This is a genomic window from Haloglycomyces albus DSM 45210 (assembly GCF_000527155.1).
In the GTDB taxonomy this organism is placed as follows: domain Bacteria; phylum Actinomycetota; class Actinomycetes; order Mycobacteriales; family Micromonosporaceae; genus Haloglycomyces; species Haloglycomyces albus.
Genome location: NZ_AZUQ01000001.1, coordinates 1564941 through 1591130, shown reverse-complemented (window position 1 = coordinate 1591130; position 26190 = coordinate 1564941). Strand labels below are relative to the sequence as shown.

The following is a 26190-nucleotide window of genomic DNA, read 5'->3' as shown; positions in this document are numbered from 1 at the left end:
GCGCAGTTCTCATCCACGCACGAGTATCCTCATCCGGACCAGTGAACGCCTCAAGCTGACGTCGACGAAGCGAACGTTGCAACTCACGATCCACCCACTCATCAGGGTTCATGTGCTCGCCAGCCGCCGCCTGACGCACCTGTTCAGCGCGTTCCTCGCTGAGATTAACCTGTTTCGGCATCGTTGAGTCCTGTCCTCTTTTTCCAAGCTTGTTCTAGTCATCGTAGGCGAGCACTCTTCAATGCAGCAACCCGCAGTGTTTCAGATTTCTGATTTCTCTTCCATTGATGGGCCGACAACGCCAAACATTTGGCGGGTGTAAAGGCGGGTGTGGCGGGTCAGAAGCGGGTGTAAGCTTTTCTTGACACCCGCCGGTACAACCAGGTGAAACATCCATTGGCGGGTGTGGCGGGTGTCGTTTCCCTATTATCTCAGTAAAGGAGTACCCCAAGTGTTTCAGCTATACTGATGAACCCAAAGCTTGGATTGATTGTCTTCGAGAAGGCTGAAACACGGGGGTACCCCCGTGTCCGGGATCTTTTTGAACAAGTTGCGACAAGAACCAGGACGCCCATCCCGTCCACAGCTCGTCCAAAGCCAGTACGGGATACAGGTCTTGCTGTCAAAACGACCCAAAACACTCCGAAAGTCAATATCCAGCTCAACACGTCGGCAAACTCTTGACTAGGAGAGCAGACATGTGATCGAAAATCCCACCGCCACCGCCGATGAAAATCAGGACAGCGGCCTTATCGTGAACGGTAGGGCCGCTGTTTTACGTCCGTTTCATCTCCGTCTCGTTCGGCCGCATCGTCGCTCAGGGGCAATTGCGCCACTCCGGTCTTCACGAAACTTACCTCGATCTCCATAGGCCTCGGGACAATCCCCCAGTGCTGTCACCAGGACATACCCCTGCCGATCTTCGATACGGAGTATATCCTCATAACTCTATATAATGAAATCCGTTGGTTCAAGCATGCACATCGCAGCAAGCGACCAACCGAAGACATCTATACGCAATCATTTCTGATCCGGATAGAACGGAGACCCGTATCTCAATCGATATTCCTGATCGCGACATAGCTGCAACTTTCGATGCTAACGATATAGATACTTTGTTCGTCTTTATGGATGAATCGGGCAACTTCGACTTTTCGCACAAAGGCTCTGATCATTTCGTTCTATCTGCCATGTACACTACCCAGCCGTGTCGTTCAGCTAGCGTTATGCAGAGCCTTAAATACGAACAGATGGCCCGGCGTAGCACGGATATCGAGTTTCATGCGACCAACAACAGCAAAGGAACTCGCAAACGTGTCATCGATTCCATCGGACAACTAGAAGATGTCATCAAAGTTCATAGTCTATGGATCGACAAGCATTACGCCCACCCCTGCAAACACGACCCCGTCGAGCTCTTTTCCCTATTCGGAGCGGCAATGGGAAAGTGGGTACTCAAAATGTTCGGTGGTAAACACCGGCAGGTCATCCTAATTTTTGATTCAGCTCTCACTGCCAAACAATGTAAAGCATTTCAAGCCAGAATAAAACCCCAGCTCAAAATGCTTAAAGCGGAATACCAGATGTTGATCCACCCCGTAAAAGCCGACCTTAACGGACAAATTGCTGACTACTTTTCCTGGGCAAAGTTCCGTTCGCTCGAGCGCGGGGACACGGAAGCGGAAACTGCGCTACAAGAACGAATCGACTGGACTGACTTCGATCTATTTCGCTATGGAATGAAACGATACTGGTAAAATGACCATCCCGCCTACCTTGCGGAGAGCCCAGGGGCTCTTATCAGCGGGATGGGACCTTTAAACTCAAGGATACCGAATTCGTAGCACAATGTCGAGTTACATTACAACATCCACTCCACCGACCTGAGTACAGACGTGAGGCTCCCTGCCCGCACAGCCGTTCCACCACGTCACACCATTATTTTCTTGCCCCCTGAGGAGATAGGCCGACTGATTTGCTGAGCATTCTGACCAATCGCCCCTAGGTCAGTGGTCCTCCCTCTATCGGGCCGCTCACCCGTCGCCCAAACGCCTCTGCGTTCCGGATGAGACACCAACGCCGCCTTGGCATACCATGAACCAATCTTTTCAATCGCGAACGGCGTCGCGAGTCCTAGAACGTCGATTACCGCCATGCTTGACGGTCAATTATCTGACACACGTTCGAAAACGGCCCGCGATGCCGGGCTCACCTCTACTCTGAAATCACCGGGGAGCCAACCCGGGCGATATCAGACTCACCGAGAAATACTTGCTATGCATTGGGGTGATCAGAAAGGTCATATCGCTTGTCGGGCACTCATTTCTACGAACACCACAGTCTCACCTCGGAGAGGATATTCAATTCAATGTCACTCGGGTACACGCTGACGACAAATACTCTCAACGGTACGACCAGTGCAGGTTTTACCGGAGCAGAAGAACGGACCATCTCTGATTCCGATCAATCCCAACTGGGTTTGACGACCGAAGCACTCAAAGACGCCATCAAAAAGATCCGCAATTATCGTCCGTCGTCGGCGTATCTTCATTCACCTGCTCCCACCCAATACGTGGGCGATATGTACCGAGACTACGGCTGGGGCCAAGCCGCACTTCGTCTCAGGCCAATCGAAGTGAAATTCGATGACCCAAAAGACGCCGTGGACAAACAGCTGGCCATTGTCGAGCATCTCGTCAATACGAGCTCTGCGAGCGGCACCTACCACGTCAACGCCACCACCGAATACACCGATACGATCTCGAATTCGTGGTCGAACACCAACACCGTCAAATGGGATCTTTCGATCAAGGCCGAACTCAAGATCCTCGGTAGTGGTGGCGGCGTTGCTACGACCATCGGGTATCAGCATGATTGGATGCACAACAAAACCGAGTCGTTCTCGTACAAACTCGGCGTCAATGCCGGAGTCGACGTCAAGCTCGAGCCCGGTCAGGCCGTCGACGTGCTGATTTACGGAAAGGTGGCGCAGTACTGCGCCACGGTCACCTACGCTGTGGAGCCGGCGGGCGGGCTGTGCGCCTACTGCTGGGGAAAGGACGACTGGCACGACAAACACCACGACTGGAATAGGGACTTCGGAGAGGTCGCCGGCTACATCACTCGGTTTCCGCAGACGGTGACCGAAACAGTCCGTTTCGGTTTCGCCAGCGATGGCACCATCAAGCTGGTAGACGGAACGTCTGGAACCAAGTTGGCGGAAAGGAGCCTTAACGACGGTACTGCCTTTGATGAACCGTTCGTAGTAGACCTGACGACGAACTGACGCTGAACGATTCCATGACGCGGGCCTCGTGCCTGCCGCACGTTGGAGGTGAGACTTTAACGCGCGGTAGGCACGAGGCCCCTTCTGCCTCTGAGCCCACCTAAGCTTTTCTCAAGCGCCCTTCCGCTCGTTGTGGCATTGTCGGTCACACAGTCGCTCCCCCATCATTCCGCCGAGGTCGACGGTTAGAGTTGGACCATGGAGAAATGGGAGTACGCAACCGCACCGGTCCTGATTCACAACACCAAGATGATTCTGGATACCTGGGGCGACGACGGCTGGGAACTGGTTACCGTTCTGCCCGGTCAAAGCGCTGAGCAATTGGTAGCTTACTTTAAACGCAAGAAAGAGTAAGACTTCCCGTGGGCTTCGGCGTTAACCGTCGAAGCCCACGGACAACCTGGCCCCACGGGCCGTATCCGTTCCAACAACCAGCAAAGTGAGGACATGACCGTGTCTGATATTCACGCCACTTTGGACAGCCTGGGGATCACCCTCCCCAAAGTCGTTCCCCCCGTCGCCTCCTATCAACCGGCTGTACGCAGCGGAAACCACGTCTACGTCTCCGGCCAACTTCCCATGGTGGAAGGTGAACTGCCCAAAAAAGGTAAGGTCGGCGCCGACCTGGACACCGACGCCGCCTACGACCTGGCACGCACCTGTGCGCTGAACGGCCTGGCCGCCGTCGCCTCGATCGCCGACCTCAACGACGTCACCAAGATCGTCAAAGTCACCGGTTTCGTAGCCTCTGCCCCCGGATACAACGACCAGCCGAAGGTCATCAACGGAGCGAGCGAGGTCATGGGAGAGATCTTCCAGGAGGCCGGAAAACACGCCCGCGCCGCCGTCGGCGTCTCCGAACTGCCGCTCGACGCGCCCGTCGAAGTCGAGCTGATCGTCGAACTCAAGGCCGAGGCTAAAAACCACCTCGTCTAATAACCACCCAGCCCCGATCGGCAACCTCTCAGGCCCGATCGGGGATTACCGCGACGTCGACAACTCCAACACCCGACGAATCTCGCAGGCGGCCATCCTCGCGTTCTCCGCCGCATTGTCGTCCGGCTGCTGCTGCGAACGCTTTTCCGCCGCCACTCGGTCGAGATAACACGCCACTTCATTGTCCTGGGTAGTCTCGTTCCAGCCCAACACGGTAGCCATGAGCCCGGCGGTGTCTTCGGCCGCTTTCACACCACGGTCGGTCGTCTCAATCGACACTCGCAGGCGACGAGCGAGCACGTCTTCCAGATGCAGGGCGCCTTCACATCGTGCGGCGTACACGACCTCGGCGCGTAGATATTGTTCGTCCCCGGCCAGTGGTCGCGCGAGTTGTGGCTGTTGCCGCATGAGCTCCAGAATCTGGACGGCCAGATTGCCGTATCGGTGCAGCAGACGCGATACGACGTCCTCAGACTGCCGGTAACGCTTGGCAACGGCCGCGGTGTGTGCGAGATAGTATTCCCAACCGTCTGCGCCCAGGAGAGGCAGGTACTCGGTGCGGGACGGCTGCACGTACGGGAGGTCACGAGTGACCCGATCGATCGTGTCGCGGGCCATGACTCGATAGGTGGTCAGTTTGCCGCCGGCGACCACGACGAAACCACGCTCCGGCTCCACCACAGCGTGAGTGCGCGACAGTCTACTGGTGTCGTCACTTTCGCCTTTCAGGAGCGGCCGCAGCCCCGCGTAGACGCCTTCGACGGCGCTGATGTCGATACGTTTGCCAAGCGTCTCACTCGCCTGCTCGAGCAGGTAAGCGACGTCCGAGGCGGAAGCGGCCGGGTGTGCCAGGTTCAGATTCCACGACGTGTCGGTAGTACCGATGAGCCAGTGGCGATCCCAGGGAATGATGAACAGCACGCTCCAAGGCGTGCGGTCGATGATGGCGGTGTCGCCTTGAATGGCTTCGCGCGGCAGAACCAGGTGAACCCCCTTGGAGGCCTCCACATTGATGCCGGATCGCCCATGTGCCAGGCCGGTGACCTCGTCGCTCCACACTCCTGCGGCGCTGACGACCCGTGTGGTTTTGAGCGTCATGCGCTCGCCGCTTTCGACGTCGTAGGCTTTGACTCCGCTGATGCCGTCGGGGCCTCGCTCGAGGCCGAGTGCCTCGACGCTGGACAGGACACAGGCTCCGAGGCCTGCGGCGGTACGTGCCAGGGTGGATACCAGCCGTGCGTCGTCGGTTTGGGCGTCGTAATATCCGATCGAGCCGACGTATTTGTCGTTCAAGTCGGGAAACAGGCGTTGGGTGGCGGCCTTCCCAAAGTGCTGATGGTGAGGAACACCGCGTCCCCAGCGGTTGGCCGACGCGAGAAAGTCGTAGGCGAACAGTCCGGCACCGTAGTAGAGGCGCTGGGCTTGGCTTTTGACCGGCAGCAGGAATGGTAGAGCGTGTACGAGGTGTGGCGCGATGCGGGAGGTCAATAGTCCGCGTTCGGTCAGGGCTTCGTGGACGAGCGCCACGTCGAGTTGTTCCAGGTACCGTAGCCCGCCGTGGATGAGTTTCGACGACCGCGACGAGGTCCCCGAACCGAAGTCACGCGCTTCTATAAGTGCGACGTTCAATCCGCGCGAGGCGGCGTCCACCGCACATCCGGCTCCGGTGACTCCACCGCCGACGATGACTAGGTCGAATTCCTCCGACGTGGCGCGCACCAGTTCGAAGTCGCGACGCTGAGGCGACAATTGCGCTGCATGAGACCGGGTCCACGACGGAAGAATACGCATGATTACAGCCTAGTTGTCCGTTAGGACCTACGCTCTTGTTCCGTCCATTAGACTTTCGCTACAGTAATTGGGTGGCGCTATACTCCCGAAAAAAGCTCAAGCGCGTCACCCGCCTCGCCCAAAAACTAGAGGACCGGCTGACGTGGCCCGTCGTCATTGCCGCTCTTGCCTCCATACCAGCGGTGTTTCTGACGATCTGGAACGATGGTGAATTTAGAACTGCCGGAATGCTCGTCGGCTGGGCCGCCGGTGCGGTCCTGTGGGCCGAGACGATCATTCTACTTTTGGCGGCCGAACGCAAGATCCAATGGATCATCATGAACAAATGGCCGATCGTCGTCAGTGCACTAACCCTTGTGACCCTGATATTCGCCCTGGGCGGTGCACAGATCCTGCGACTGGTGTCACTGATCGGCTCCTTGCGTTTTCTACGTGCAAAACGCATCTTCAACGCCTCACGCGTATTGCAACGCCGTCTCGGCCTACGCGGTTGGTTGAAGACCGCCGTGTTCACGGTGTTCGGCTTGATCATGGCCGTTTTCGTTGCCGTCGTGCTCGCCGACCCGACCGGGCAACACTGGGAACTACTGAACTGGTTGGATAAGAACTGGCGAGTACTGCCGATCCTGGTTGCCGGCGCCATCCTGGCCGTCGCGACGTGGCTGGTGATGAAGAACCGCCGAGAAGAGGAGATGCGGGAACGGGAAGAAGAGAAATCAGAACCGACCGTTTCAGAGAACCAGACAGAAGAAGGGGACCGACCGGAACAGTCGGCCCCCTCTCACCGGTAGGTGCAATCAGGTCTTATCCGAGTCGAGCCCCCAAGGTGCTTCCCCAGTCGTAATTGTTGCTGTAATCCCAGTTGATCGACCAGGTCATGGCCCCACCGATCTCACCGTACGGATTGTCGGGAGACCAGGTTCCGCACTGTGAACCGGTCTCCATGCAGTCGATCGCCTCGACGATCTTGTTCGGGTCCATGTATCCACCGGCGGGTGCGGCATCGGGGATGGCCGGCAGTCCGAACGCCACCTGGGAGGGGTCAAGACCGAGCTCTTCGATCTGGATGCACGCCAAGGCCGTAAGGAAGTCCACGGTTCCTTGCTCATAGATCTGACCGTCGCAGCCGATCATCGTTCCGGAGTTGTAGTACTGCATGTGCACCAGGGTGAGGATGTCCTTGGTGCTGTCGGCCAGCTGGTAGTACTCGTAGCTCGGTCCACTCATGTCCAGCGTCTGTGGAGCCATCGTGTAGACGAAATCGTCTCCAACCGAGTCGTGAATCTGACGCAAGGCCATTTCCATGTATTCGGCGTGAATACCGTGTTCCAGGTCGATGTCCAAGCCGGAGAATCCGTACTCGTCCATCAGCTCGATAGTGGATTCGGCCAGGTTGGCGGCCTTCTCCGGACTGTCGACCTCCACGGTGTGGTTCTGTCCACCGATGGAGATCACTACATCCTTACCTGCGTTGTTCAGGTCTTGGATATCCTGCTTGAAATCGGCTTCGCTGTATCCCTGGTCGATGAAGTCCTGCTCCAGCTCAAAGTCGATGCCGCCCGGACGGGTCGAATCCTCTAGGGCGAAGGCGACGTGGATCAGGTTGTACTCGTCGGGCACCTCGGAGAGGCGCAGACCGGTGTCATAGGCATCCCAATTGTGCCAATAGCCCACCACGTATTGCTTTTCATTGGGATCCGGATCGGGTTCGGGGTCCGGATCCGGCGAGGGGTCGGGGTCCGGTGACGGGTCCGGATCCGGCTCGTCGGCACCGTCGCAGGCGCCCAGGTGTTCCCAAACGCCCCATTCCCCGGTGGTTCCCGGTTCTTCACCCGTGGTCCACCACTTGGCCCGATATTCCTGATCCGAGTGGTACACCAGATCATCAGCCGTATAAACGGCATTCGTATCCCAGGCAACGCCATTGCAATCGGCCTCCGAAGCCGATGCCTGCATCATTGGGACCGCGAACGCGGCGGTCAACGCGATTCCGGCAGCACCCGCGAGTGCCACCGTACGAGACTTACCGCGCAGCAAGATCGATTGACCTCTGCTCATGTCTCCCCCATGTTCGTAAGACTTGATGGTTATCCGCATCATACATAACAAACTTTCTTACTTAATAATGGGCATGATGGTATTCAAATACCTAAGTAATAATCCGTTTACACGACACAATCCGGTAATCCACATTGTCACGGAGAAGAGGTTCGATTACCCCACTGCATGAGCCGATGCCTGTAGCCCCGTATCGATCGACTTCGCTCGCCACTTCGTGACGGACGCACCTGTACAACCGACGATGTCAACTCCGATACCGATCCATGAGCACCGCCAGACCGTCCAGTGTCCGTTCCAGCCCGAATCGAAACGCCGCATCCGGATCGTAAGCGCTTCCCGACACCATCCCGGCGGCCTCGCCGATCCGCGTAGCCAGGGGATACTCTTCGGGGGTCACCGATTCCGCCAGCAACGGCCCATTGGCCTCCCACCATTCCGCATTAGTAACTCCGGAGGATTTCCGTACCTCAGCGGCCTCAGTCGCCGCCCGTGCCGCACCATGCACGAAGGTGAGCAGGTACGTCAGCGCGGCGTCTTTCTCTACGTCCGACAGCGGGACCCCGTCGAAGGCGTGTAGCTCATGCTCGTATTTCCGCAGCACTCCGGGCCCCAAGGGCGGACGTGACGGCGCTGCCGTCGCGATCCAGGCGTGCTGCGACCAAAGATCGTAATTGTCCTCCGCGACCGCCTCCGCCTTGCTTCTCCATCCCGACGTCTCCGATGGGCGCTGTGGATAGCTGAGGTACAGGTAGTCGATCATGAGGTGGAGCAGTTCTTTCGTTCCGGGAACATAGGTATAGAGGTTCATTGTGGACATACCCATGGCCGATGCCACCCGTCGAATCGTCAACGCCGCGAGCCCCTCGACATCGGCGATGTCGATCGCGGTGGCGACGATGTCGTCAAGACTGTACTTCTTACGCCGACCTCGCGACTCGGGGCCGGGTTTCCTCCACAGCAGCTGAAGCTCGATCGCGGAACGCTCGCACATGACTCCATCCTATTGAATGGCGTACATCATATAAGAATATGGAACAGCAGCCCGGCAATTTTAGTTATACCTTGTATAATTTACTACGTACAACTAAAGGAGGTACCGTGCAGGTTACCGATTCAGCCGTCTCCCTCAACGTCACTGACCCGGAAGGCTCCGCCGACTTCATGCGAGCGCACTTCGGATTCGACACAGCCATGTCAGCCGACGGGTTCGTTTCACTCCACCGGCCCGATGTCGGCTTTCATCTTATTTATCTACGTACCGGTTTGCCCACGTTCAAACCGGCGGCGATCGCGGGACGGCACGCCGATGGTCTCCTACTCGCTCTCGTGGTGTCCGACATCGATGCGGAATACGAGCGCCTCAAGCGGGAAGGCGTCGCGATCACCACCCCGATCGAGACCGAAGAGTGGGGCGAACGTTATTTCCAGGTCTCCGACCCGAACGGAGTGGTGGTCCAGTTGGTTCAGTGGGTTTAAACGAAACGGGATTCTGATTCGAACGTCGTTCAATCCCGTAGGCCATAACCGACTCACAGACGGCTCCGCCGGGGACTGGAACTTCGGTTCCCGGCAGCCGTCGAACACTATCGGCGTCACTCCATCACGCTCGCGGTGACACCATCGACACATCCGGCAATAGCGATGTATTTTAGTAATGTGTTGTCGGATATGTTGGGACACAACATGGTCACTAAAATCGATAACCCTACCCCGGTCATAGTCACCAATGCGATCGTGACAACCCTGTCGGTCGTCGTTCTATGTACGATCCCGGTAATGGCGTGGGCACCGGCACTGGCAGCGTTCTTGGGCTCAGTCCTTCAGCTTATCTACACCGATAGAACGGGCTGGGCAAGCTGCTTTCTGACCATATCGGGCACCATACTACTCGTGACCCTCTCGGTGTGGCTGTTCCTCATGCCCGCGTGAACCAAGCACATAAACGCGTCGAAAACACCCCCTTCAGACCAGAACCGTTTCCAACCCGCAAATCCGCAGATTTTGACGGCATGAAGCCCTACTCTTGACCTCACAATCCCTGGCGCCCAATCAATTATCCCGAAAACGACGTTGCCATATTTGATATCCCTGTGTATAGTCAACATGTCACAATTACTTTTGCATGCGTTAAGGAATCCTATGCATGCGTCCCCCATGACAAAGGAAGTGATACTTCATGAAATCCCCAAAAAGACGGAAGTTCATTGGCGCGGCAACCATCACCGGTGTCATCTTGGGCTTCCTCGCCTTTTCCACCCCCGTTAGTGCCCACTCCGAAAGCTCATACCTCGAACGAAGTGGGTGTAGCTGGGGGTACTGGAGTAAGGAAGAACCGAATACCAGCACCAAAAGCATTGCTAAAACCTGGAAATCCAGCGGAAGCTGCAATGGACATGCGTGGCTCAAAGCCAACTACGGTGAGAACTACACCCCATGGATACACGATTCTCAGAGTGTCTCTCGGGAACTTTCCGTGGTGACCCTACGCGCGAGCTCGCACAAGACCTGTGGCTCCTGCGCACCAGGCGTTTCGAAAACCGTCACACATTATTAGCATTCATCAGCGGGAGTGGGGCAACGAATCCCACTCCCGCTCTTAGCGAGGCCCAATGAGCATTCCCCTAAAACTTTGTTCCACCTTGATACCCGTAGCCGTCATACTGACCGCTTGCAGTTCAACCGATGACACCGTCGATCAGGATACCGTCGAGCTCTACCGCACGACGTGGAACGAAAACTCCCGTCTTAAAAGCGAGATCGCCAATGTCGAGGAGCGCATCGCGCTTCAATGCATGGAATCGCGCGGATACCCACAATACGAACCGAGCGACACCCCGCTCACCGACGCGCGTGACGTCGAACTGATCAACTTCCACAACCTCTCCCCCAAAGAGCTTCGGGAGGAAGCCTACTATCCATTGTGGGGATGGCTCAATCAGGACGAATTGAATCCCAAAGTCCTCACTCCGGAAGAAGAGGCGGCCGGCGAATACCATACCGGCACCGGGCAGAAGAAGTCGGAGGAATTCTGGTTCGACTATTGGGGTCCCGCGCTCGCCGAAGCACTCTATTCGGACGATGAAACGCAGAACGCCGGATCCGAAACCGACGACAATCCGGGTAAAGAGTCCTTCGACATCGAAGAGGGCATGACGATCGAATGGGAGACCGACGGTTGTCTCGGCGAGGCGAAATCCCGGCTGTACGGTGACGACATCTTCGATTTCAAACGGCTGGAAGCCATAGCCACAGCTCGCCCCACCGATGATTCAAAGTCGGATCCCGAAGTCCAAGACGCTGACGCGGAGTGGACGGAATGCATGAGAGACAAGGGACATACCTTGGATTCGAGTATGACGATAGATACCGCCATCATGCAGGAGGAGGTGCGCCTCGGCAATCTCGTCAGCGACGGAACCATTGGTGATTCGGAATATTCCGCGAAATTCGACGATTTCATCGTAGACCTCGCGCGTGACGACGCCGATTGTTTGGAGTCCACCGCCAACCCACGCCAAAAGAGCGCTGACGTGTTCTATCGAAATCTGGCCGAATACCTGCCCGAATACGAGACCGAAGTTTTCGCCTACCAGCAGGAAGCCGAAAAGCACCTCACCAAGGCACAGAAGATATTGGAAGGCTGATAAGAACCCCGGCCAGCAGTTGGGGGCGGAAAAGGCTCAATGGGAACCCGTTAGGGTCTCAGTACGGCCTGAGGGTCGCCGATTGGTTAGCTAATCGGCGACCCTCATTGTGTCTGACCGGACGTTCCAGGCAGGATTAAAACAAGCGACACTGCTTTCGGGTGCGTCTTGAAATTACGGTTTCCATGCGAACATGACGGCGAGATGGAGCGTGGCCCGATAGCGCAGCGCCGGCTTATCGCGAATCTGATCGCCACCGCACGGAAGCGCTTGAGTCGGCCAAAGAATCGTTTGAAGGCCGTCCATTTGGAACATCAGATGACGGCTTCAATCACCCTGCGGGGGTTCCCAGTTGAATCCGCTCCGGTTCGCCAGGTCCATGAACTCCTCGGCTACAAGGGGAAGGATCGTCTGATCGAAGCGGTTCAACATCGGAGGAAGGTGCACCCACGAACTGTGATAACAGGCCCGCATCATTTCCGTTCGAGCCCCTGGATCTTGAGCCGACCTGGCGATCAGCGCTGCCAGTCTACTCCGGTCCTCATCACTGGAAATGGACATCAGCAATTCCCTGGCGCGGTCGTGCTCGCCAAGGTGGGTGAAGACTTTCACGAATGTCTCTGCAGGCCCGGAACTAGAGTCTTCGGATATCGCAGCATTAAGATTGAATGCCTTCTCCGCCCAGGCAGAGGCACGTGAACTCTCCGCAATACGAGCGAGGCCCAGAGCCACCTTCGACATCGCCCCGACCCTTTCTTCGAGATCCGATATTTCTTCGATCATTCGTTCCGCGTCGCCGAACCGCCCAAAACCCACCAGGGCTTCCACCACGCGGTATTCACCCGATGAGAAGTCTGACCGCCGAGCCATATCCAGTGCGCCTGGGATGTCGTCACACAGCAAGAATAGGTCAATGGCGTCGTTGAGATCCAACAGATTGATTCGCTTGTCCGGCTGAACCTCAAGGAAGTCATTCAATCCGGGCTGAATCAACTCGGACAAGTCTTGGCACTGCAGCACTTGCAGACTTTCAGCCAACAAACACCAGATCCGATACGAAAAATTGCCGTTTGCGATACGGGTATTGAGATCGTACGTGGCTTTGAGCAGTGCTTTGGATTTGTCCGAACGACCGTGGAGCGCCCAATACAGGGCCAGTTCCCCGTACAGCCAGGCCCGCAGGTCCAGATTGACATGCCCCCGAGCGAACTGTTCCAAAATATCCGCCTGGTCCGGCGTTCTCACTTCGGATACGACCATATTCATCATGAAGCGATATTCATACGTGGCTGGATCCTGGGAGATCAAATTCAAAGCCCGAAGCAGAAGACGGCGTGATAGTTCATTCTGTGAACTGACATCCAATTTTCGCGCCATGAACACGTAGCTTTCTGGGTCATGAAAGATGGAATCCCATTCCCTGGCAATGGATTCAGATTCAATGATCAGCGAGCGAACCATCTCCGAATTATTTCCTTGTTCCAGGAGAACCTGTGCGACTTCGGCCAGCCCTTGGGAACGCAAACCGGTATATCGGATCGTATCCAAGACGGCGCGAGCTTCACCGACCCGGTTTCTCGCTGCAAGTACTCTGGCCAGGTAAACGGACGGCTCATCCAATCGGTCGTCGAGCTGCCGTTCTTCCCAGATCAGCAACATCTCCTCAATCAGGTTCTCCATCACATCACTGGGACAGTCATGTGTTTCTCCGGCAATAAGGTTGATCAAGTTGAAAATAACTTGGACATCATCGACGGTGTTCCTAGCCCATTCGATGGCCTTGCCCCAGTCCCCCGATTTTGAATACGCCCAGGAAAGAAAAGAAGAGGCTGTATCGTCCGTACCCGAAAATCCAGTTCGTTCCGCCATCGACTCGACTTCGGTAATCATGGAGGTCAAAACACGAGTACCGAGCAACTTCTCCAAGGTTTCAGAAACGCTGGGGAGAAACAGGACGCGGTTGGCATCCAGTCGAATCCCCTCGACGGCCCCGACGAGAAGCGATACTAGCTCCGCTGGCTTCTCTTTATGGCCGAGGAGCTCGTGGATGTCGATGAGGTCTCGCAAAGAGAAGGTTCTGAGGAGTTCATCCTCCTCGTGCCGAATAGCTTCCTCCACTGATTCTGCGATCGCCAGACAGGCTTCTGTGTCACCCACTTTTGCCAACTCCCGTGCCAGGTCAACCTTCAATCCATTGTCACGCCTGTTACTCACCTGCGGCAACTCGGTATTCGCTTCACTCAGAACCATGCGCGATTCTTTGAGGCGGCCCTGTTCCGTCAATACGTGCGCAATATGAATCAGCGCCGACGCGCGTTCGTCCAAGTTGGGCATAGATCGCGCCAGTTGAAGGGCACGTTCAGGCTCACCCATCCGAAACCAGATAGAGGGAAGAATTGCCGGAATGGCATAGTTCTGGGATCGGAGAATATCGTTGTACATGCAGAGTCGGGCCATGGACAGCAGGTCAGCGCCGCCGGACTCCAACAAGAAGTCCTTGCAGGCCTGAATCTCGTCGAATGCGCTGCGATCAGCACCCGTCAACGCCCTCAGCCGCACATAACGCGCCTGGGAGGTAGCGAAGGCGAACATCCGGTCGAAGTCCCGATCCCTCTGAAGCTTCCAAAAGTATCCGAGCAGCAGATACACCGGCGTTTCCTCAGGCCACTCCGCACGTCGGAAGCCATCGGCCCACTGATCGATCCGCTGTCCGTACTCCTCGGTGCGAGAACCCAACGCTTTCAAAGCGTCCTGCAACAGCTCCTCATGGGCCATCACATAAACCTGTTCGATCCTGCCGGCGGCCAATGGCGTCACCATCCGGTTGAACGTGCGCCCGACAGAAGTTCCCAGGTGGTTCTCGATCTCCCATTCCGAGGCGCCGGTCAGTACCGCCAAGTCCTCAAGGCTCAAGCCTCCGCCGGACCCCACGACGAATCCCAGGATGTCCTGTTCGAGTCGGGTGCCATAGAGGATTCGCTTCAAGTCCCGCAGCCGATCGTATTGCTGCGCCTTCGCATGGCTTGAAGATTTGAGAGGCCGCGTATTCTCCGGATCGCGAATCGGGTGGTGCGACGGGACATCCTGCGGGATGGGAGGATCGGGGCGGCTGGACACCAGAATGTGCAGGTTCTCAATGGAATCCACCGGCAGAAGCGAAGCAATGCTATGACTGTCAGCGCGGACGGTCACCCCCGTGTCCTCGTCCAATCCGTCGACCACCAGGACGAGCCGCTCTCCGCGCTCCTGGAAATGGGCCGCCGCCCGCCTCAATTCGGAGAGCATGATCCAGTCGCGAGCCGGTCCGTTGGCCTCACCGTGCGGTGGCGCGCCGATGAGGTCCCGCAACTGCGTCATTATCGCGTCGATAAAGGCGCGCCGATCGCTCGAACCCGCGAACCTGGCTGTGATGAAGAACGAGACTACCCGGACCCCCTCGGGCGGGTGCAGGACAAACCATGCCAATAGAGCGGACTTGCCGGCCCACGCCGGTGCGACCAGGCGCAGGAAGCGGGATTCGGACGATTCGCAGAAGCAGACCAGGTCGGCGAGCTCGTCATCACGGCCCAACAGCTCGGCGGGGGCCACCCTTCTTACCTGCTCGACATAGGCAGAAGGGATCCCACCAGAGGAATTCGGTCTCTGCCCGCCGGCTCCCCCCTGGTCGGGAACAGCCAGGTGGACGTCCCCGAATAGGATTCCGGTGTTAGCGAAGGCACCGGGCGCTACCCGCGCGTCCCCGCTGTCCTTGACCTCGGCTCCAGGCTCCCTCGCGGACTTCCCGAATAGGTTCATCCCTTCGGACTCCTGCGACCGCTCTCGCCGGCACGAGGCTCTCCTGGTTCAGCGCCCACGCGAATCCCGGTATTGGCTACACCTCGCCGTTCCGCTTGCGCCTCTCCCGACTGCTCGACCTTCATGCCCCCGGGCACGTGATCACCGTCCACGGTGATGCCGGAATTGGCAGTCCCATCCGGCGCTGCCACCGAGTCCCCGGTTTCTACGGCCTCGATCCGGGGACGGCGGCGATCGCCGGTCGTTCCGTAAACGGTCGCGCCCAAAGTAGCAATCGCGACGACCGCCGCAATTCCCGTTGCGAGGTAGGAGGCGTCCTGCCAGGACATCACGGCGAAGATGACGGTCGTACCGAAAATTCCACTGGCGGCGGCGAACAGGATGAGGCGTCGGTGCTTCATCTTTCCAGTATGCCACGACACCGGGAGGTCACATGACCAAGAACTATTGGCCCGCAAGAGGTCCGTTCGACCCCCGCATTACGGAGCACCTGTGCGACTACTGGGAATCTCGAACGACACACCCCGTGACCTGGCGAAATTTGTTTCCCACGCCAGCAGGTGTCAACCGCCCATTCACCGGTCATTCGTCCTTGTTCCTACTGTCTCTCAGCGATCACGTTGACAGACAAGACCTTGCCCTGCCCCGGGGCGTCCCACAGAGCGGCGCCCCGCCGCGCACGATCCCAAGCCTGTATTCCGTGCCGAGGTAGTGGGCCTCCGCGTCACCGCCGCCGCCCGACGATGGGACATCGTCCCAGTGCTTCGCATAACCGGCCTCTTTGGCTTCGCCTACAAGGGCGCTGCCAGGGCCTCGCACCTGAACGGGTGGAAACCCGGTACAAGGGTCGGACCCTACCAGCGTGGAAGCGAGCGTACAAGCAACAACATTCGTCATGGAGAGCTCTGGGAGAGCGGGCTGACCGAGTTCAGACGATGCGCCGTTCTTCGGCGACTGCGAAGGAACCCGAACTACGCTACCAACCTGGTCCACTCCGTTGCTGAACTCGACCGAATCAAACGGTGTTCAGGATAAAAGGGGCTCCTTGATTAGTGATCGTGTCAATCTCCGAGGCCACCTTCGTATGGAACCTTGCTTCATCGGTACCCTCCTTGGAGGTGGGCGGAGTGGAGTCGGGCCGCGCGCTCGGCACGAGCTTTGCGCAGCTAGTTGTGCAGCGTGTAGACGGGCATGTCAAACTCGCACACGACTGAGGCAGGGTCTCTTACCCTGGTTAAGGACCATTTCTAGGGTCATTTGCACGAATTCGGGCTTGTACTTCCGGTGCATGGGTCTTGTCATGGTGTTCAGTCGTTCCTTCCTACCAGCCATTCCAGGCTGCTAGTCCGGAAACCTCCAGGCACTTCAGCCGCAGTCACACACAGCGGAGATTCCTCACTATCCACATCGTCTTCCGGGGCGACAGAACTTCGACCGATCGCGTGGAGATCGGCACCAAACGCGGCGCTCAGTGTTTGGGCTTCAACTATCTCCCCGCCGCCAAGCTGAGCGGTCATAAGGGCGAGACTTACAGCTGCTTCCCGAGACCGCAGCAACGAGATCATAGTGTCGGCGCCCGCATTGGAACGGAACCGGTCCAGGAGCAGGACCGCGTTTTCTTCCGGCAAACCTTGCCTCCCTTACGTTGCTGTGAATCAGATGAGTTGTGGATTCACCCATCGATCACGACACACTGTTCTGACACAGTAGATTGAGGGAGCCTCGGATACTTAGGGACAGCCACTGGCACGCTAGCTCATTTATGGTGAGCCGAATTATCATCTTTCATAAACTCGTAGCGCTACCAGGGCGGGAAACGTAGTTGTTGTCCCCATAATCGGCCATTACGGCTGAGGCAGTACCTACACCCCGGCAAGTTGGATTGAGCCCGGTGGAACCGACCAGGCCGTATTGCTCCGTGTTGGATCGCGCCGTAGAATCCGACTAACCAGAGAGCTGCGGAAGCGGTCGGTTGCCGACCCACGTCTGATTTGATCAGTCCTTCTATTGCGCCCCAGGCAGGATTCGAACCTGCGACACCCGCTTTAGGAGAGCGGTGCTCTATCCCCTGAGCTACTGAGGCCGTGTCCGCTTCCCACGGACACCGTCGAGTATACGTCCCGCCCACTCGACGCATGATGGAGGTGCCCGACAATCGGTACTTCGCCGTTGTACCGAGGGCACCGCCATCGCGTCCCGGGCGGTCGATCGAATGGTTCAAGGCCCACCTACCTCACCGCCCGACACCACTGACTACTTTTGCTTGCCCCAAGGCGATACCGGGCCGTCGGGAGAGGGAACGGGGAAGTGCGGCGTTCCGTCGTCGTTCCATTCCAGCAGCTGGACCCGGGTGTGACGATTGGGGTCGTTCAGCGGGTCTCCGTCGATGTGCTCATACGATCTGGCGTGGTAAACCAGTACGTCCCGGTCGTACTCGTCCTGGGTGAAGGCGTTGTGCCCCGGGCCGAAGACACTGTTGCCCTCGTGAGACACCATGACCGGTTCGGGGTTCTTGTACCAGCTGGCAGGGTCCATGAGGTCGGCGTCTTCATCGGCGGTCAGCAACCCCATGCTGTATTCGGGCCCGGTACCGGCACCGGAGTACGTGAGGAAGAGGCGTCCATTGCGTTTGAGGACATAGGCACCTTCGTTGACCGCGTAGCGCACTCGTTCCCACGGCAGGGTGGGCCGCGCGATCTCGACCGGTTCGGCGCCGATGCTCCACGGGGTGTCCATGGGCGCGAGGACGAGCGAGGTGTTGTTGTCGAGGCCGGGAATATGTTGCGCCCAGCAGTGGTAGAGCACGCCGTTGTGTTCGAATACGGTGGCGTCGAGGGAGAAGGCGTCCCAAGGAGTGTTGAGTTCCCCCATTTCCTCCCATTCGCCTTCGATGGGGTTGGGGCTGGTGTTGCGCAGGGTATAGGGACGAATCCGCCACTGATCCCACGACGCACCGGCCGCGAAATAGATGTACCAGGCACCCTCGATGTAATGGAGTTCCGGTGCCCAGATGTGGTTGGCCATGATCCCGGAGGAGTGCGCGTTCCAGATGACATGTTCCTCGACGCCGCCCAATCCCGCGATGGTGCGGGCGCGGCGCAGAATGATGCGATCGTATTCGGGAACCGTGGCGGTGAAGTAGTAATACCCATCGGTGTGCTTGGTGATCTGTGGATCGGCGCGCTGTTCGATGAGGGGGTTGACCGGGGGCTGGTGTGAACGGTTACGTTCCGCCCCGCGTGCTGAACGCGCGCCGGCAATATGCGGGAACAACGTCGCTCCGGCTACAGCGGCTCCCGCGCCGGTAAATACTGTTCGTCTACTGACTCCCATGCGCACATATCCTTTCGGGTTTGAACATCGTCACCGCCGTTCACTGGAACGACCGACGTTATGTTTACTAATGTCGCTATGTTCGAATTTTCCGACAATTATTCCACATGTTCAAACATAATACAACACATAGATGGATATTGCTTGGTCGAGTTCGTCCTGCAGCGACGCTACGAACAGGATCCCGTACGTATCGGAATCGCTGAGCAATGGACACGATTCCGCATCGGATCGCAACCGGAATCCGGTTTGGACACAGCCACAACCGCTCCGACCGGCGCCCTGGCAGAGTTCGAAAGTTTGTATGATGAGGACGCCCGATTTTTTCCATGAGGAGATTCCAATGGTTGCCAACCCCGAAGAAAACCAACCCAACCCTTCCGAGCCCCAGGGCAGTGTGTCCCCGGAGGAAACGGACACCACCCACTCTGAACCCGCGGCGTCTGAAGAATCCACACAGGACTCTACTGAATCCGCTACGACCGAGGCCACCACCGACGAGACCACTCCCGAGCCGGCCACGTCGCAGCCCGAGGTCGCGCCAGCCACGTCACAGGCTTCCGCCGAGTCGTCGGCTTCGCAGGAAGCCCCAACCCCACCACCGCCCGGTGCTCCGACGCAGCAGATGCCCGGTTATGCGCCACAGCAACCGATGGCACCGCAGGCAATGCCACAAAAGAAGGGCAAAGGCGCGATCGTTTTCCTCAGCATTCTCGTTGGAGTTCTGGTGCTGAGCACCACGACGGTCGGCATCCTGCTGCTGCAGAAATCCAGCGACGCCGACGACCTCGAAGCCGCCGTCGCCGATCTTGAGGACACTCGCGACGGTTTGGAAGCCGATAAAGAGAATCTTGAGTCGGACAACGACGACCTACGCGCGCGTGCCGACGACTTCGACGCCTGCACCGAATCCGTTGAAGTCTACATCGATCACCAATGGGAAGGTGACATCATCGATCCGACGTCGGACGACCTGTCCGAGGAAGACCTCAACGAATACATCGACTTCCTCGACGAGGACGACCGGCTCTGGAACGAGTTGGAACGCGCCTGCCTCTAGCCGACGCTCGTGAGGTGCGGGGCGATCGTCCCGCACCACTGATCCGCGTTATTTCGCGTACTCCGGATTTTCGTCGAGCCACTGCCCCACCGTGTCCTCGGCGACGGCCTCGTACAGTTCCGTGGCCGTTTCGTCGTCGGAGACGACCACCGACGAATTTCCACGCCACCCGGTTCCCAGGTTCGGACTGGTCACGAATTGAATGTCCGACGGCCGCAGATCCATCAGTTTGATCCCGGTGGAGATGACGTCGAATTCGGTGTCCACCTTGATGGCGTCCGACATGGAGTTGATGAAATCGGTCAGCTTCTTCTGCGACAGCAGGATATCCGCCGACACGGCCGATTCCATAATGCCGGTGATCAGCTGTTGTTGGTTGCGCATGCGTTGGAAGTCGCCGTCGGCGAATTGCTTACGCTGCCGGACGAAGTCAAGGGCTTCTTCTCCGTTCATCATCTGAGTACCCGCTTCGAACGTCCGGTACGGCTTGTGAATGGACGTGAAGGTCTTGGGGACGTCCATCTCCACGCCTCCCACCGCGTCCACGACCTTGATGAGACCGTCGAAGTTGATCTCCACGATGTGGTCGATGCGAACGTTCGAGTACGCTTCCAGAGTCTGCAGCGTCAAATGCGCTCCACCCCAGGAATAGGCCGCGTTGAACTTCGCTTCCGTTCCCGACGTCGAGGCGTTGGGATCTTCGGGGACATAGACCCACAGGTCACGAGGAATCGAAATCCCATAGGCCTCTTGCTTATCGCTGTCCACGTGCATGAGAATCGCCGTGTCCGAGCGCCCCTCTTGATCGTCACTGCGCGCGTCGTTCCCCAGGATCAGGACGTCGAGTGCGGAGGACACCTTCTTGGTGGGACGGTTGGGAACGTCGCCGAGTTCGAAGGCCCGCTGTAGCTTGTCGTTGACGTCGTCGGATTGCCGAAAATACGCCAGACCGAACCCGCCCGCCGTCAAGGAGACGGCGAGCCCGATGGCGGACCCGATGAGTCCACGACGGCTCGGGCCACCACCCGCCTTGTTGGGTTTCTTAGCCACGCGAGCACCTTCGGGACGCCGTCCGCCGGCTGGCACGGAGGCACTCCCCGAATATCGATTTCCCATATCTAAACCTTACGAAATTTCGGCGGCCGGATCGTAGCCGGTTGTCTGGTTCAATTGCCGATAATAATCGATTGTAGCCTTGAGTCCGTTTTCATACGACACCTGCGGCTCGTAGCCCAACAGCTCCCGAGCCTTGGTAAGATCCGGCCGCCGACGTTCGGGGTCGTCGGAGCGTGCATCGTGATATTCGATGACGGATTCCGATCCGGTGAGCCGGATGATCGTTTCCGCGATCTCGGTGATGCTCAACTCGTACGGCGATCCGAGGTTGACCGGCCCGGCCTCCTCGGATTCGGCCATCGCGATCACTCCACTCACCAGGTCGTCGATGTAACAGATCGACCTGGTCTGTTGTCCGGTGCCGAAAATCGGCAAGGGCTGTCCGGTGAGTGCGCGGTTGATGAAGTGCGGGATGACACGCCCGTCGTCGGGGCGGTTACGCGGCCCGTAGGTGTTGAAGATGCGAACGATGCCCGCGTCCAGGCTGCGGTGGCGTTGATAGGCCACGGTGGCCGCTTCGCTGAAGCGTTTGGCTTCGTCGTAGCACGAGCGCACGCCGATGGGGTTGACATTGCCCCAGTAGTCTTCGGTCTGAGGGTGGACCAGTGGGTCGCCGTAGACTTCGCTGGTGGAGGCGATGATGAAGCGGGCATTGTCGGCGAGGGCACGGTCGAGGGCCCGGAAGGTACCGAGGCTGTCGACCTGGAGAATACCGATGGGCATGGTGGCGAAGTCGAGGGGAGAGGCGGGGCAGGCGAAGTGCAGAACAAGATCGAAGGGTTGATCGCCGACGGGCAGTTCGGCGCTGACGTCGGCTTCCACGACCGTTAGTTCGGGGTGATCGGGCAGATTGGCCGTGTTTCCGGTGGCGAAGTTGTCCACCGCGGTGACGTGGCAGCCGCGTTGCAGGAACTCATCAACGAGGTGGGAGCCTATGAATCCCGCTCCACCAGTGATGAGAACTCGACTACCGTTAGTGTATTTGGCCATTGTTTCCCCAGTTGTCCGACAGTGTTCAGTTTATTGCCCCGACTGCCTCGGCCGGTTGTGAACGATCCTCGGCAGCACGGTTTCGAAGTTCTGAATGATACCGCAATCCTTCGCAGCCGTCTTAGCTGCAACTGTACCTGAATCTCAGTAAGCACCCTTCGATCGAATGACGGCCCCCACAGTGCGAGCGAGAATCTGCACATCGGTGGTCAGCGACCAGTTGTCGACGTAATAGAGATCGAGCCGGACCGCATCGTCCCAGGAGAGATCGGACCGTCCCGACACCTGCCAGAGTCCGGTGATTCCCGGGCGCACAAGGAGTCGGCGACGAACATCACCCAGGAAGTCGCCGTTGTCGGCGGGCAGTGGGCGCGGCCCGACGAGACTCATTTCTCCGCGCAGCACATTGATCAACTGGGGAAGCTCGTCGATCGACGTACGGCGGAGGAACGTGCCGACCTTGGTGATACGCGGGTCGTCTTTGATCTTGAACAGCAGGCCGTCGGTTTCGTTCTCCATCATCAGTGCCGCCTGGCGTTCCTCGGCATCGATGTACATGGTGCGGAATTTCCAGCAACGGAAGGTTTCTCCGTCCCGACCGACGCGTGACTGCCGGAAGAACACGGGTCCGGGGCTGTCGACCTTGATGGCGATGGCGGTCGCGATGAACAACGGAGAGAGGAGGATGAGGCCGATCAGAGAGGCGGTGATGTCGAGGATGTTCTTCACCAGCCAGCTCATCCCGGAGATGGTGGGTTCTTCGACGTGGAGCAGCGGCAGCCCTTCCACCGGGCGAATATGCACCCGTGGACCGGCGATGTCGGTCAGTTGGGGCGCGACCATGAGGTCGCGTCCGGTGCCTTCCAGTTGCCAGGCGAGACGTCGCAGGTCACTTGGCTTGGCGGAGGCGCGTCCGCAGACGGCGAGCGTGTCGGCACGCACCTTTTCGGCGGTGGAGACGATGTCGGAGGAGGCGTAGACGGGAACGGGGGTGTCCAGTCCGCGCACGGCCGAGGCCCCTTCGGTGACGTAGATGGCGATGGGTTTGAGTCCGGCCGAGGGAGAACGCTGAATGACCCGGTAGACCTCAAGGGTTTCGGGGTACGAGCCGACGAGAAGGACGCGTTGCACCGCACGGCCGTGCGCTCGAGCCTTGTGCAACGCGGTACGGGCGCCCAGGCGTAGAAGGGCGACGAAGATCGCTCCGCACAGCAGTCCCACGGCGACGGTGGCACGGGAGACGTCGGTTTTGAACGACAGCGCGAGGAACGACACGATGCCCAGCATGATGAACGAACTGCGCACGACACGCTTGAATTCGTCCGTTCCGTGTCCGAGGTAACGCCGGTCATAGGAGCTGTTGGCCCAGAGTACGAGGATCCAGCAGAGTGGGATTCCGAACCACACGATGAGGTAGTACATGGGGTCGACCGCGTCTCCGGGTTCTTCGAACCCGGCGTACGGCGTGGCGGTGAAGGTGACGGCGACGGCGGAGGCGGAGAGCACGGCGGCGAGATCGAACATGACCAGGGCGAGGCGGTACGAGTGGTGCCAATTGACCGCTTGGGCGTGGCGTTTCCAGGCAGAACGGATGACGCCGTTTGTGGTGAGGTCAGTGGACGTTCCGCCGGATTCGTCCGTCTGCTTGGAAGTTGTCAACTGTGATCCCGTCTGTATCGTCTCTGTCATGCGGTCGACCGCGAGGTACCGCCGTGTGGTGACCGTATGCCGGATTTCCGCCTGGGTGCGACCGGAGCGCGTCGCGCCGCGAGGTAGGTCGATCGGACCTGGAGCCGTGCTGAGTATGGGCCGTCGATCACCATCTCGTATCCGCTCCTCCGATAAACTACACCTTCGACTGAGGTGAACCATCTTCGGTCACATTAGTTTGAGTGGTCCACAACCGTCCCACCCGGCTTGTGTGCGTCGTTGTTCGGGATGGGTCAAGCTGTGGGCCGCATGGTAGGCATGGAGAGGCGGAATTTGTGAAGGTTGTCATCGCGCATAATCGTTATTCCTCGGCACAGCCGTCCGGGGAGAATGTGATCGTCGATTACGAAATCGACGCGCTCTCGCGGGCCGGCGTGGAGGTCGTCCCCTTTCTGCGCTCCTCTGATGAAATCGCGGACTTCTCCCCCGTTCAAAAGGCGTCCCTGGTGACGTCGCCGATACATTCGCGTTCGACCCAAAGGGAACTGGCCGAATTGTTCGAACGCGAGCGGCCCGACATCCTTCACCTCCACAACGTCTACCCGTTGCTGTCGCCTGCGGTGATCGAAACCGCGCATCGACACGGGGTCAAGGTCGTGCAGACCATACATAATTATAGACATGACTGCATCAATGGACTGTATTTCCGAGACGGCCACGATTGCCATGACTGTCATGGCAAACGGTGGAACGCCCCGGGAGTGCGCCACGCCTGCTACCGAGGTTCACGAGCCCAAAGCGCGATCATGGCGACGGCCTTGGGACGGCATCGCGACACCTGGCGCTCGGTGGATCGCTTCATTGCCCTGACCACGGGCATGTCGGATTACCTGAAGTCGATCGGGATGCGCGACGACCAGATTCGCGTCAAACCGAATGCGATTGCCGATCCCGGTTCACCGCATCGGCTGGGAGAGGGGTTTTTCTTCGCCGCTCGACTGGTGGAGGAGAAGGGCGTGCGCCTTCTCCTGGACGCCTGGGACAAGGTGGACCGCACTCAGCCGGGCATGTCGCTGACCATCGCCGGTGACGGCCCTATGCGGAACGAGGTCGAGGCCGCGGCGGAAGCGGGGATGATCAATTACGTGGGGAGCTTGAATCGCGATGAGGTGGCGGACCGTTTGCGAACCTCGGCGGCGGTGGTGATCCCCTCGATCTGGGAGGACGTCTTGCCGACGAGCGGACTGGAGGCTTTGGCGGCGGGGCGTGCGGTATTGGCGACTCGCATGGGGGGTGCGCCTTATATCGCCGGAGTCGACGCCGAGAACCCGGCCGGTACGGTGACCGATACCCGGCCGGAGGCTCTGGCCGAGGGCTTTCAACAAGTGCATGACCGGGTTTCCGATTATGCACAAGCGGCACGGCGGCGCTATGAAGAGGTGTTCGCTCCGCCGGTCGTTTTGCGTCGATTGATCGAAATTTACGAGGAGTTGGCGGAGTGACCGAACCGCCGCCCCGGCCATAACTAATCTACCTCGCAAAACACCGTCCTGTAGTCAGAGCCTCACCGCATGAGGGTAGGATCGTCATGTCACAATTGATTGGTATGTGAGCACTGGACGAACGCAGCCGAGGAATTAGGTGCACATGGATACGAATTCCGAACCTGAACTGGGCCTGAGCCTCTCCACCTCGGGATCCTACGCGGTGGTGGCCGTGAACGGAGAGATCGACATGTACACCGCACCCCAACTGCGGGATGCGGTCAACGACACCGTGACCAAGGGCTACACCAATATCGCCGTCGACCTCTCGGGGGTGGACTTCTGCGATTCCACCGGCCTCGGGGTTCTGGTGGGGGCACGACGTAACCTCACTCGTCGCGGGGGCCATCTGGTTGTGGTTGCGGCGAACAGTCGGATTGAGAAGCTTCTCCAACTGACCGGCTTGAACGTGGTACTCGATGTTCGTGAGACGGTGCCGGAATCGGAATGACTTCAGTGGAGATTGGTTTTTCGTTTACCCCTGCCGCCGCCTACGTCCGCGCCGCCCGTCTGGTCGCCGCCGACGTCGCTTCCCAATCGGGCGTCGACCCGGTATCGCTTGAGGAGATCCAACAGGCCACCGGGGAGGCGTGTACGCGAGCGATTTTGCGCCACCGACATGATTACCTCACCGATCTCGTGCACGTTCAGTTTTCGATTGATGATCAGTTCGTTGTGAAAGTCACCGATAATGCGCAGAACGTGCGCACGGCGACCTTGGAGCCCGGAGATTACGCACCAACGGCCACGGAGAACTCATCGTCCGAGGATCTCACTCTCGTCGTCCTGGCCAACCTGGTAAAAGACCTGGAAGTAACCGCCGGCGCGGATCTCGCCGGATCAACGGTGCGCATGCGCTGGCCGCTACCGGCCACGGTGAGTGACGACGACTCCTAGAACGGGACACCTACCGAACGATGACATCACTCTTGGTGTCATAGCAGCGCATAAGAGTAATTAATAGTCCGAAATAGACACATTTGA

Annotated in this window: 20 protein-coding genes and 1 tRNA gene; 11 read left to right on the top strand and 10 right to left on the bottom strand. The window is 58.4% G+C overall.

The annotated features are described in order from the left end of the window. Positions 1–965 precede the first annotated feature (965 nt). The 4 genes from HALAL_RS0107435 to HALAL_RS0107420 all read left to right on the top strand — a co-directional run bounded on the left by HALAL_RS0107435 (position 966) and on the right by HALAL_RS0107420 (position 4222). Positions 966–1757, top strand: a complete 792-nt coding sequence (locus tag HALAL_RS0107435) for a DUF3800 domain-containing protein (protein ID WP_025273398.1) — start codon at positions 966–968, stop codon at positions 1755–1757. A 611-nt stretch (positions 1758–2368) separates the two neighbouring features. Further along, a complete protein-coding gene (locus HALAL_RS0107430) occupies positions 2369–3286 on the top strand; it encodes a hypothetical protein (RefSeq protein ID WP_025273397.1) in 918 nt (305 codons plus the stop codon). A 198-nt stretch (positions 3287–3484) separates the two neighbouring features. Continuing rightward, on the top strand, positions 3485–3640 hold the full coding sequence (gene sp36 / locus HALAL_RS18815) for a Sp36 family protein (RefSeq protein ID WP_169732415.1): 156 nt from the start codon (positions 3485–3487) through the stop codon (positions 3638–3640). A 93-nt stretch (positions 3641–3733) separates the two neighbouring features. Then, positions 3734–4222 carry a RidA family protein gene (locus tag HALAL_RS0107420; protein ID WP_051462823.1) on the top strand — a complete coding sequence of 163 codons (489 nt, stop codon included), beginning with the start codon at positions 3734–3736 and terminating at the stop codon, positions 4220–4222. Between the two features lie 45 nt (positions 4223–4267). On the opposite strand, the gene HALAL_RS0107415 is transcribed toward HALAL_RS0107420, so the two are convergent. Beyond that, on the bottom strand, positions 4268–6013 hold the full coding sequence (locus tag HALAL_RS0107415; RefSeq protein ID WP_025273395.1) for a glycerol-3-phosphate dehydrogenase/oxidase: 1746 nt from the start codon (positions 6011–6013) through the stop codon (positions 4268–4270). Between the two features lie 71 nt (positions 6014–6084). On the opposite strand from HALAL_RS0107415, the gene HALAL_RS17510 reads away from it, so the two are divergent. Continuing rightward, a complete protein-coding gene (locus HALAL_RS17510) occupies positions 6085–6804 on the top strand; it encodes a hypothetical protein (RefSeq protein ID WP_025273394.1) in 720 nt (239 codons plus the stop codon). Between the two features lie 13 nt (positions 6805–6817). On the opposite strand, the gene HALAL_RS18550 is transcribed toward HALAL_RS17510, so the two are convergent. Beyond that, positions 6818–8071 (bottom strand): glycosyl hydrolase family 18 protein, encoded by a 1254-nt coding sequence (locus HALAL_RS18550; RefSeq protein ID WP_025273393.1) that lies wholly within the window; start codon positions 8069–8071, stop codon positions 6818–6820. Positions 8072–8318: 247 nt separating this feature from the next. Then, positions 8319–9065 (bottom strand): TetR/AcrR family transcriptional regulator, encoded by a 747-nt coding sequence (locus tag HALAL_RS0107400; RefSeq protein WP_025273392.1) that lies wholly within the window; start codon positions 9063–9065, stop codon positions 8319–8321. Between the two features lie 107 nt (positions 9066–9172). On the opposite strand from HALAL_RS0107400, the gene HALAL_RS0107395 reads away from it, so the two are divergent. Beyond that, positions 9173–9550, top strand: coding sequence for a VOC family protein (locus HALAL_RS0107395; protein ID WP_025273391.1), 378 nt, complete (start codon positions 9173–9175; stop codon positions 9548–9550). A 1133-nt stretch (positions 9551–10683) separates the two neighbouring features. Continuing rightward, positions 10684–11718 (top strand): hypothetical protein, encoded by a 1035-nt coding sequence (locus HALAL_RS0107380; RefSeq protein WP_025273388.1) that lies wholly within the window; start codon positions 10684–10686, stop codon positions 11716–11718. A gap of 327 nt (positions 11719–12045) precedes the next feature. On the opposite strand, the gene HALAL_RS17505 is transcribed toward HALAL_RS0107380, so the two are convergent. The 4 genes from HALAL_RS17505 to HALAL_RS0107345 all read right to left on the bottom strand — a co-directional run bounded on the left by HALAL_RS17505 (position 12046) and on the right by HALAL_RS0107345 (position 18846). Then, positions 12046–14928 (bottom strand): hypothetical protein, encoded by a 2883-nt coding sequence (locus HALAL_RS17505; RefSeq protein ID WP_342670455.1) that lies wholly within the window; start codon positions 14926–14928, stop codon positions 12046–12048. Positions 14929–15509: 581 nt separating this feature from the next. After that, positions 15510–15914, bottom strand: a complete 405-nt coding sequence (locus HALAL_RS0107365; RefSeq protein ID WP_025273386.1) for a hypothetical protein — start codon at positions 15912–15914, stop codon at positions 15510–15512. A 1609-nt stretch (positions 15915–17523) separates the two neighbouring features. Further along, a tRNA-Arg gene (locus tag HALAL_RS0107350) sits at positions 17524–17596 on the bottom strand. Positions 17597–17766: 170 nt separating this feature from the next. Further along, positions 17767–18846, bottom strand: coding sequence for a glycoside hydrolase family 43 protein (locus HALAL_RS0107345; protein ID WP_025273384.1), 1080 nt, complete (start codon positions 18844–18846; stop codon positions 17767–17769). Positions 18847–19189: 343 nt separating this feature from the next. On the opposite strand from HALAL_RS0107345, the gene HALAL_RS17500 reads away from it, so the two are divergent. After that, the gene (locus tag HALAL_RS17500; RefSeq protein ID WP_051462819.1) at positions 19190–19906 is read left to right on the top strand and encodes a hypothetical protein; all 717 of its coding nucleotides are present in this window, start codon (positions 19190–19192) and stop codon (positions 19904–19906) included. A 48-nt stretch (positions 19907–19954) separates the two neighbouring features. Here the strand turns inward: HALAL_RS17500 and HALAL_RS0107325 are convergent, their stop codons facing one another. The 3 genes from HALAL_RS0107325 to HALAL_RS0107315 all read right to left on the bottom strand — a co-directional run bounded on the left by HALAL_RS0107325 (position 19955) and on the right by HALAL_RS0107315 (position 23701). Then, positions 19955–20956, bottom strand: coding sequence for an LCP family protein (locus HALAL_RS0107325; RefSeq protein ID WP_169732414.1), 1002 nt, complete (start codon positions 20954–20956; stop codon positions 19955–19957). Positions 20957–21031: 75 nt separating this feature from the next. Next, a complete protein-coding gene (locus HALAL_RS0107320; RefSeq protein ID WP_025273379.1) occupies positions 21032–22012 on the bottom strand; it encodes an NAD-dependent epimerase/dehydratase family protein in 981 nt (326 codons plus the stop codon). Positions 22013–22156: 144 nt separating this feature from the next. Further along, complete coding sequence (locus HALAL_RS0107315; RefSeq protein ID WP_025273378.1) at positions 22157–23701, bottom strand: sugar transferase; 1545 nt, start codon at positions 23699–23701, stop codon at positions 22157–22159. 296 nt (positions 23702–23997) lie between these two features. Here HALAL_RS0107315 and HALAL_RS0107310 point away from each other — a divergent pair, with 296 nt between their 5' ends. The 3 genes from HALAL_RS0107310 to HALAL_RS0107300 all read left to right on the top strand — a co-directional run bounded on the left by HALAL_RS0107310 (position 23998) and on the right by HALAL_RS0107300 (position 26103). Beyond that, positions 23998–25164 carry a glycosyltransferase family 4 protein gene (locus HALAL_RS0107310; RefSeq protein WP_025273377.1) on the top strand — a complete coding sequence of 389 codons (1167 nt, stop codon included), beginning with the start codon at positions 23998–24000 and terminating at the stop codon, positions 25162–25164. A 145-nt stretch (positions 25165–25309) separates the two neighbouring features. Then, on the top strand, positions 25310–25657 hold the full coding sequence (locus HALAL_RS0107305; RefSeq protein ID WP_025273376.1) for an STAS domain-containing protein: 348 nt from the start codon (positions 25310–25312) through the stop codon (positions 25655–25657). Then, positions 25654–26103 carry an ATP-binding protein gene (locus tag HALAL_RS0107300; protein ID WP_025273375.1) on the top strand — a complete coding sequence of 150 codons (450 nt, stop codon included), beginning with the start codon at positions 25654–25656 and terminating at the stop codon, positions 26101–26103. The genes HALAL_RS0107305 and HALAL_RS0107300 overlap by 4 nt, the downstream gene beginning before the upstream one ends. Positions 26104–26190 lie beyond the last annotated feature (87 nt).

Bases quoted from the DNA above. Each gene is read 5' to 3' on its own strand.
- HALAL_RS0107430 (WP_025273397.1), top strand. From the start codon at position 2,369: ATGTCACTCGGGTACACGCTGACGACAAATACTCTCAACGGTACGACC.
- sp36 (WP_169732415.1), top strand. From the start codon at position 3,485: ATGGAGAAATGGGAGTACGCAACCGCACCGGTCCTGATTCACAACACC.
- HALAL_RS0107420 (WP_051462823.1), top strand. From the start codon at position 3,734: ATGACCGTGTCTGATATTCACGCCACTTTGGACAGCCTGGGGATCACC.
- HALAL_RS0107415 (WP_025273395.1), bottom strand. From the start codon at position 6,013: ATGCGTATTCTTCCGTCGTGGACCCGGTCTCATGCAGCGCAATTGTCG.
- HALAL_RS18550 (WP_025273393.1), bottom strand. From the start codon at position 8,071: ATGAGCAGAGGTCAATCGATCTTGCTGCGCGGTAAGTCTCGTACGGTG.
- HALAL_RS0107400 (WP_025273392.1), bottom strand. From the start codon at position 9,065: ATGTGCGAGCGTTCCGCGATCGAGCTTCAGCTGCTGTGGAGGAAACCC.
- HALAL_RS0107380 (WP_025273388.1), top strand. From the start codon at position 10,684: ATGAGCATTCCCCTAAAACTTTGTTCCACCTTGATACCCGTAGCCGTC.
- HALAL_RS0107365 (WP_025273386.1), bottom strand. From the start codon at position 15,914: ATGAAGCACCGACGCCTCATCCTGTTCGCCGCCGCCAGTGGAATTTTC.
- HALAL_RS0107345 (WP_025273384.1), bottom strand. From the start codon at position 18,846: ATGGGAGTCAGTAGACGAACAGTATTTACCGGCGCGGGAGCCGCTGTA.
- HALAL_RS17500 (WP_051462819.1), top strand. From the start codon at position 19,190: ATGGTTGCCAACCCCGAAGAAAACCAACCCAACCCTTCCGAGCCCCAG.
- HALAL_RS0107320 (WP_025273379.1), bottom strand. From the start codon at position 22,012: ATGGCCAAATACACTAACGGTAGTCGAGTTCTCATCACTGGTGGAGCG.
- HALAL_RS0107315 (WP_025273378.1), bottom strand. From the start codon at position 23,701: ATGACAGAGACGATACAGACGGGATCACAGTTGACAACTTCCAAGCAG.
- HALAL_RS0107305 (WP_025273376.1), top strand. From the start codon at position 25,310: ATGGATACGAATTCCGAACCTGAACTGGGCCTGAGCCTCTCCACCTCG.
- HALAL_RS0107300 (WP_025273375.1), top strand. From the start codon at position 25,654: ATGACTTCAGTGGAGATTGGTTTTTCGTTTACCCCTGCCGCCGCCTAC.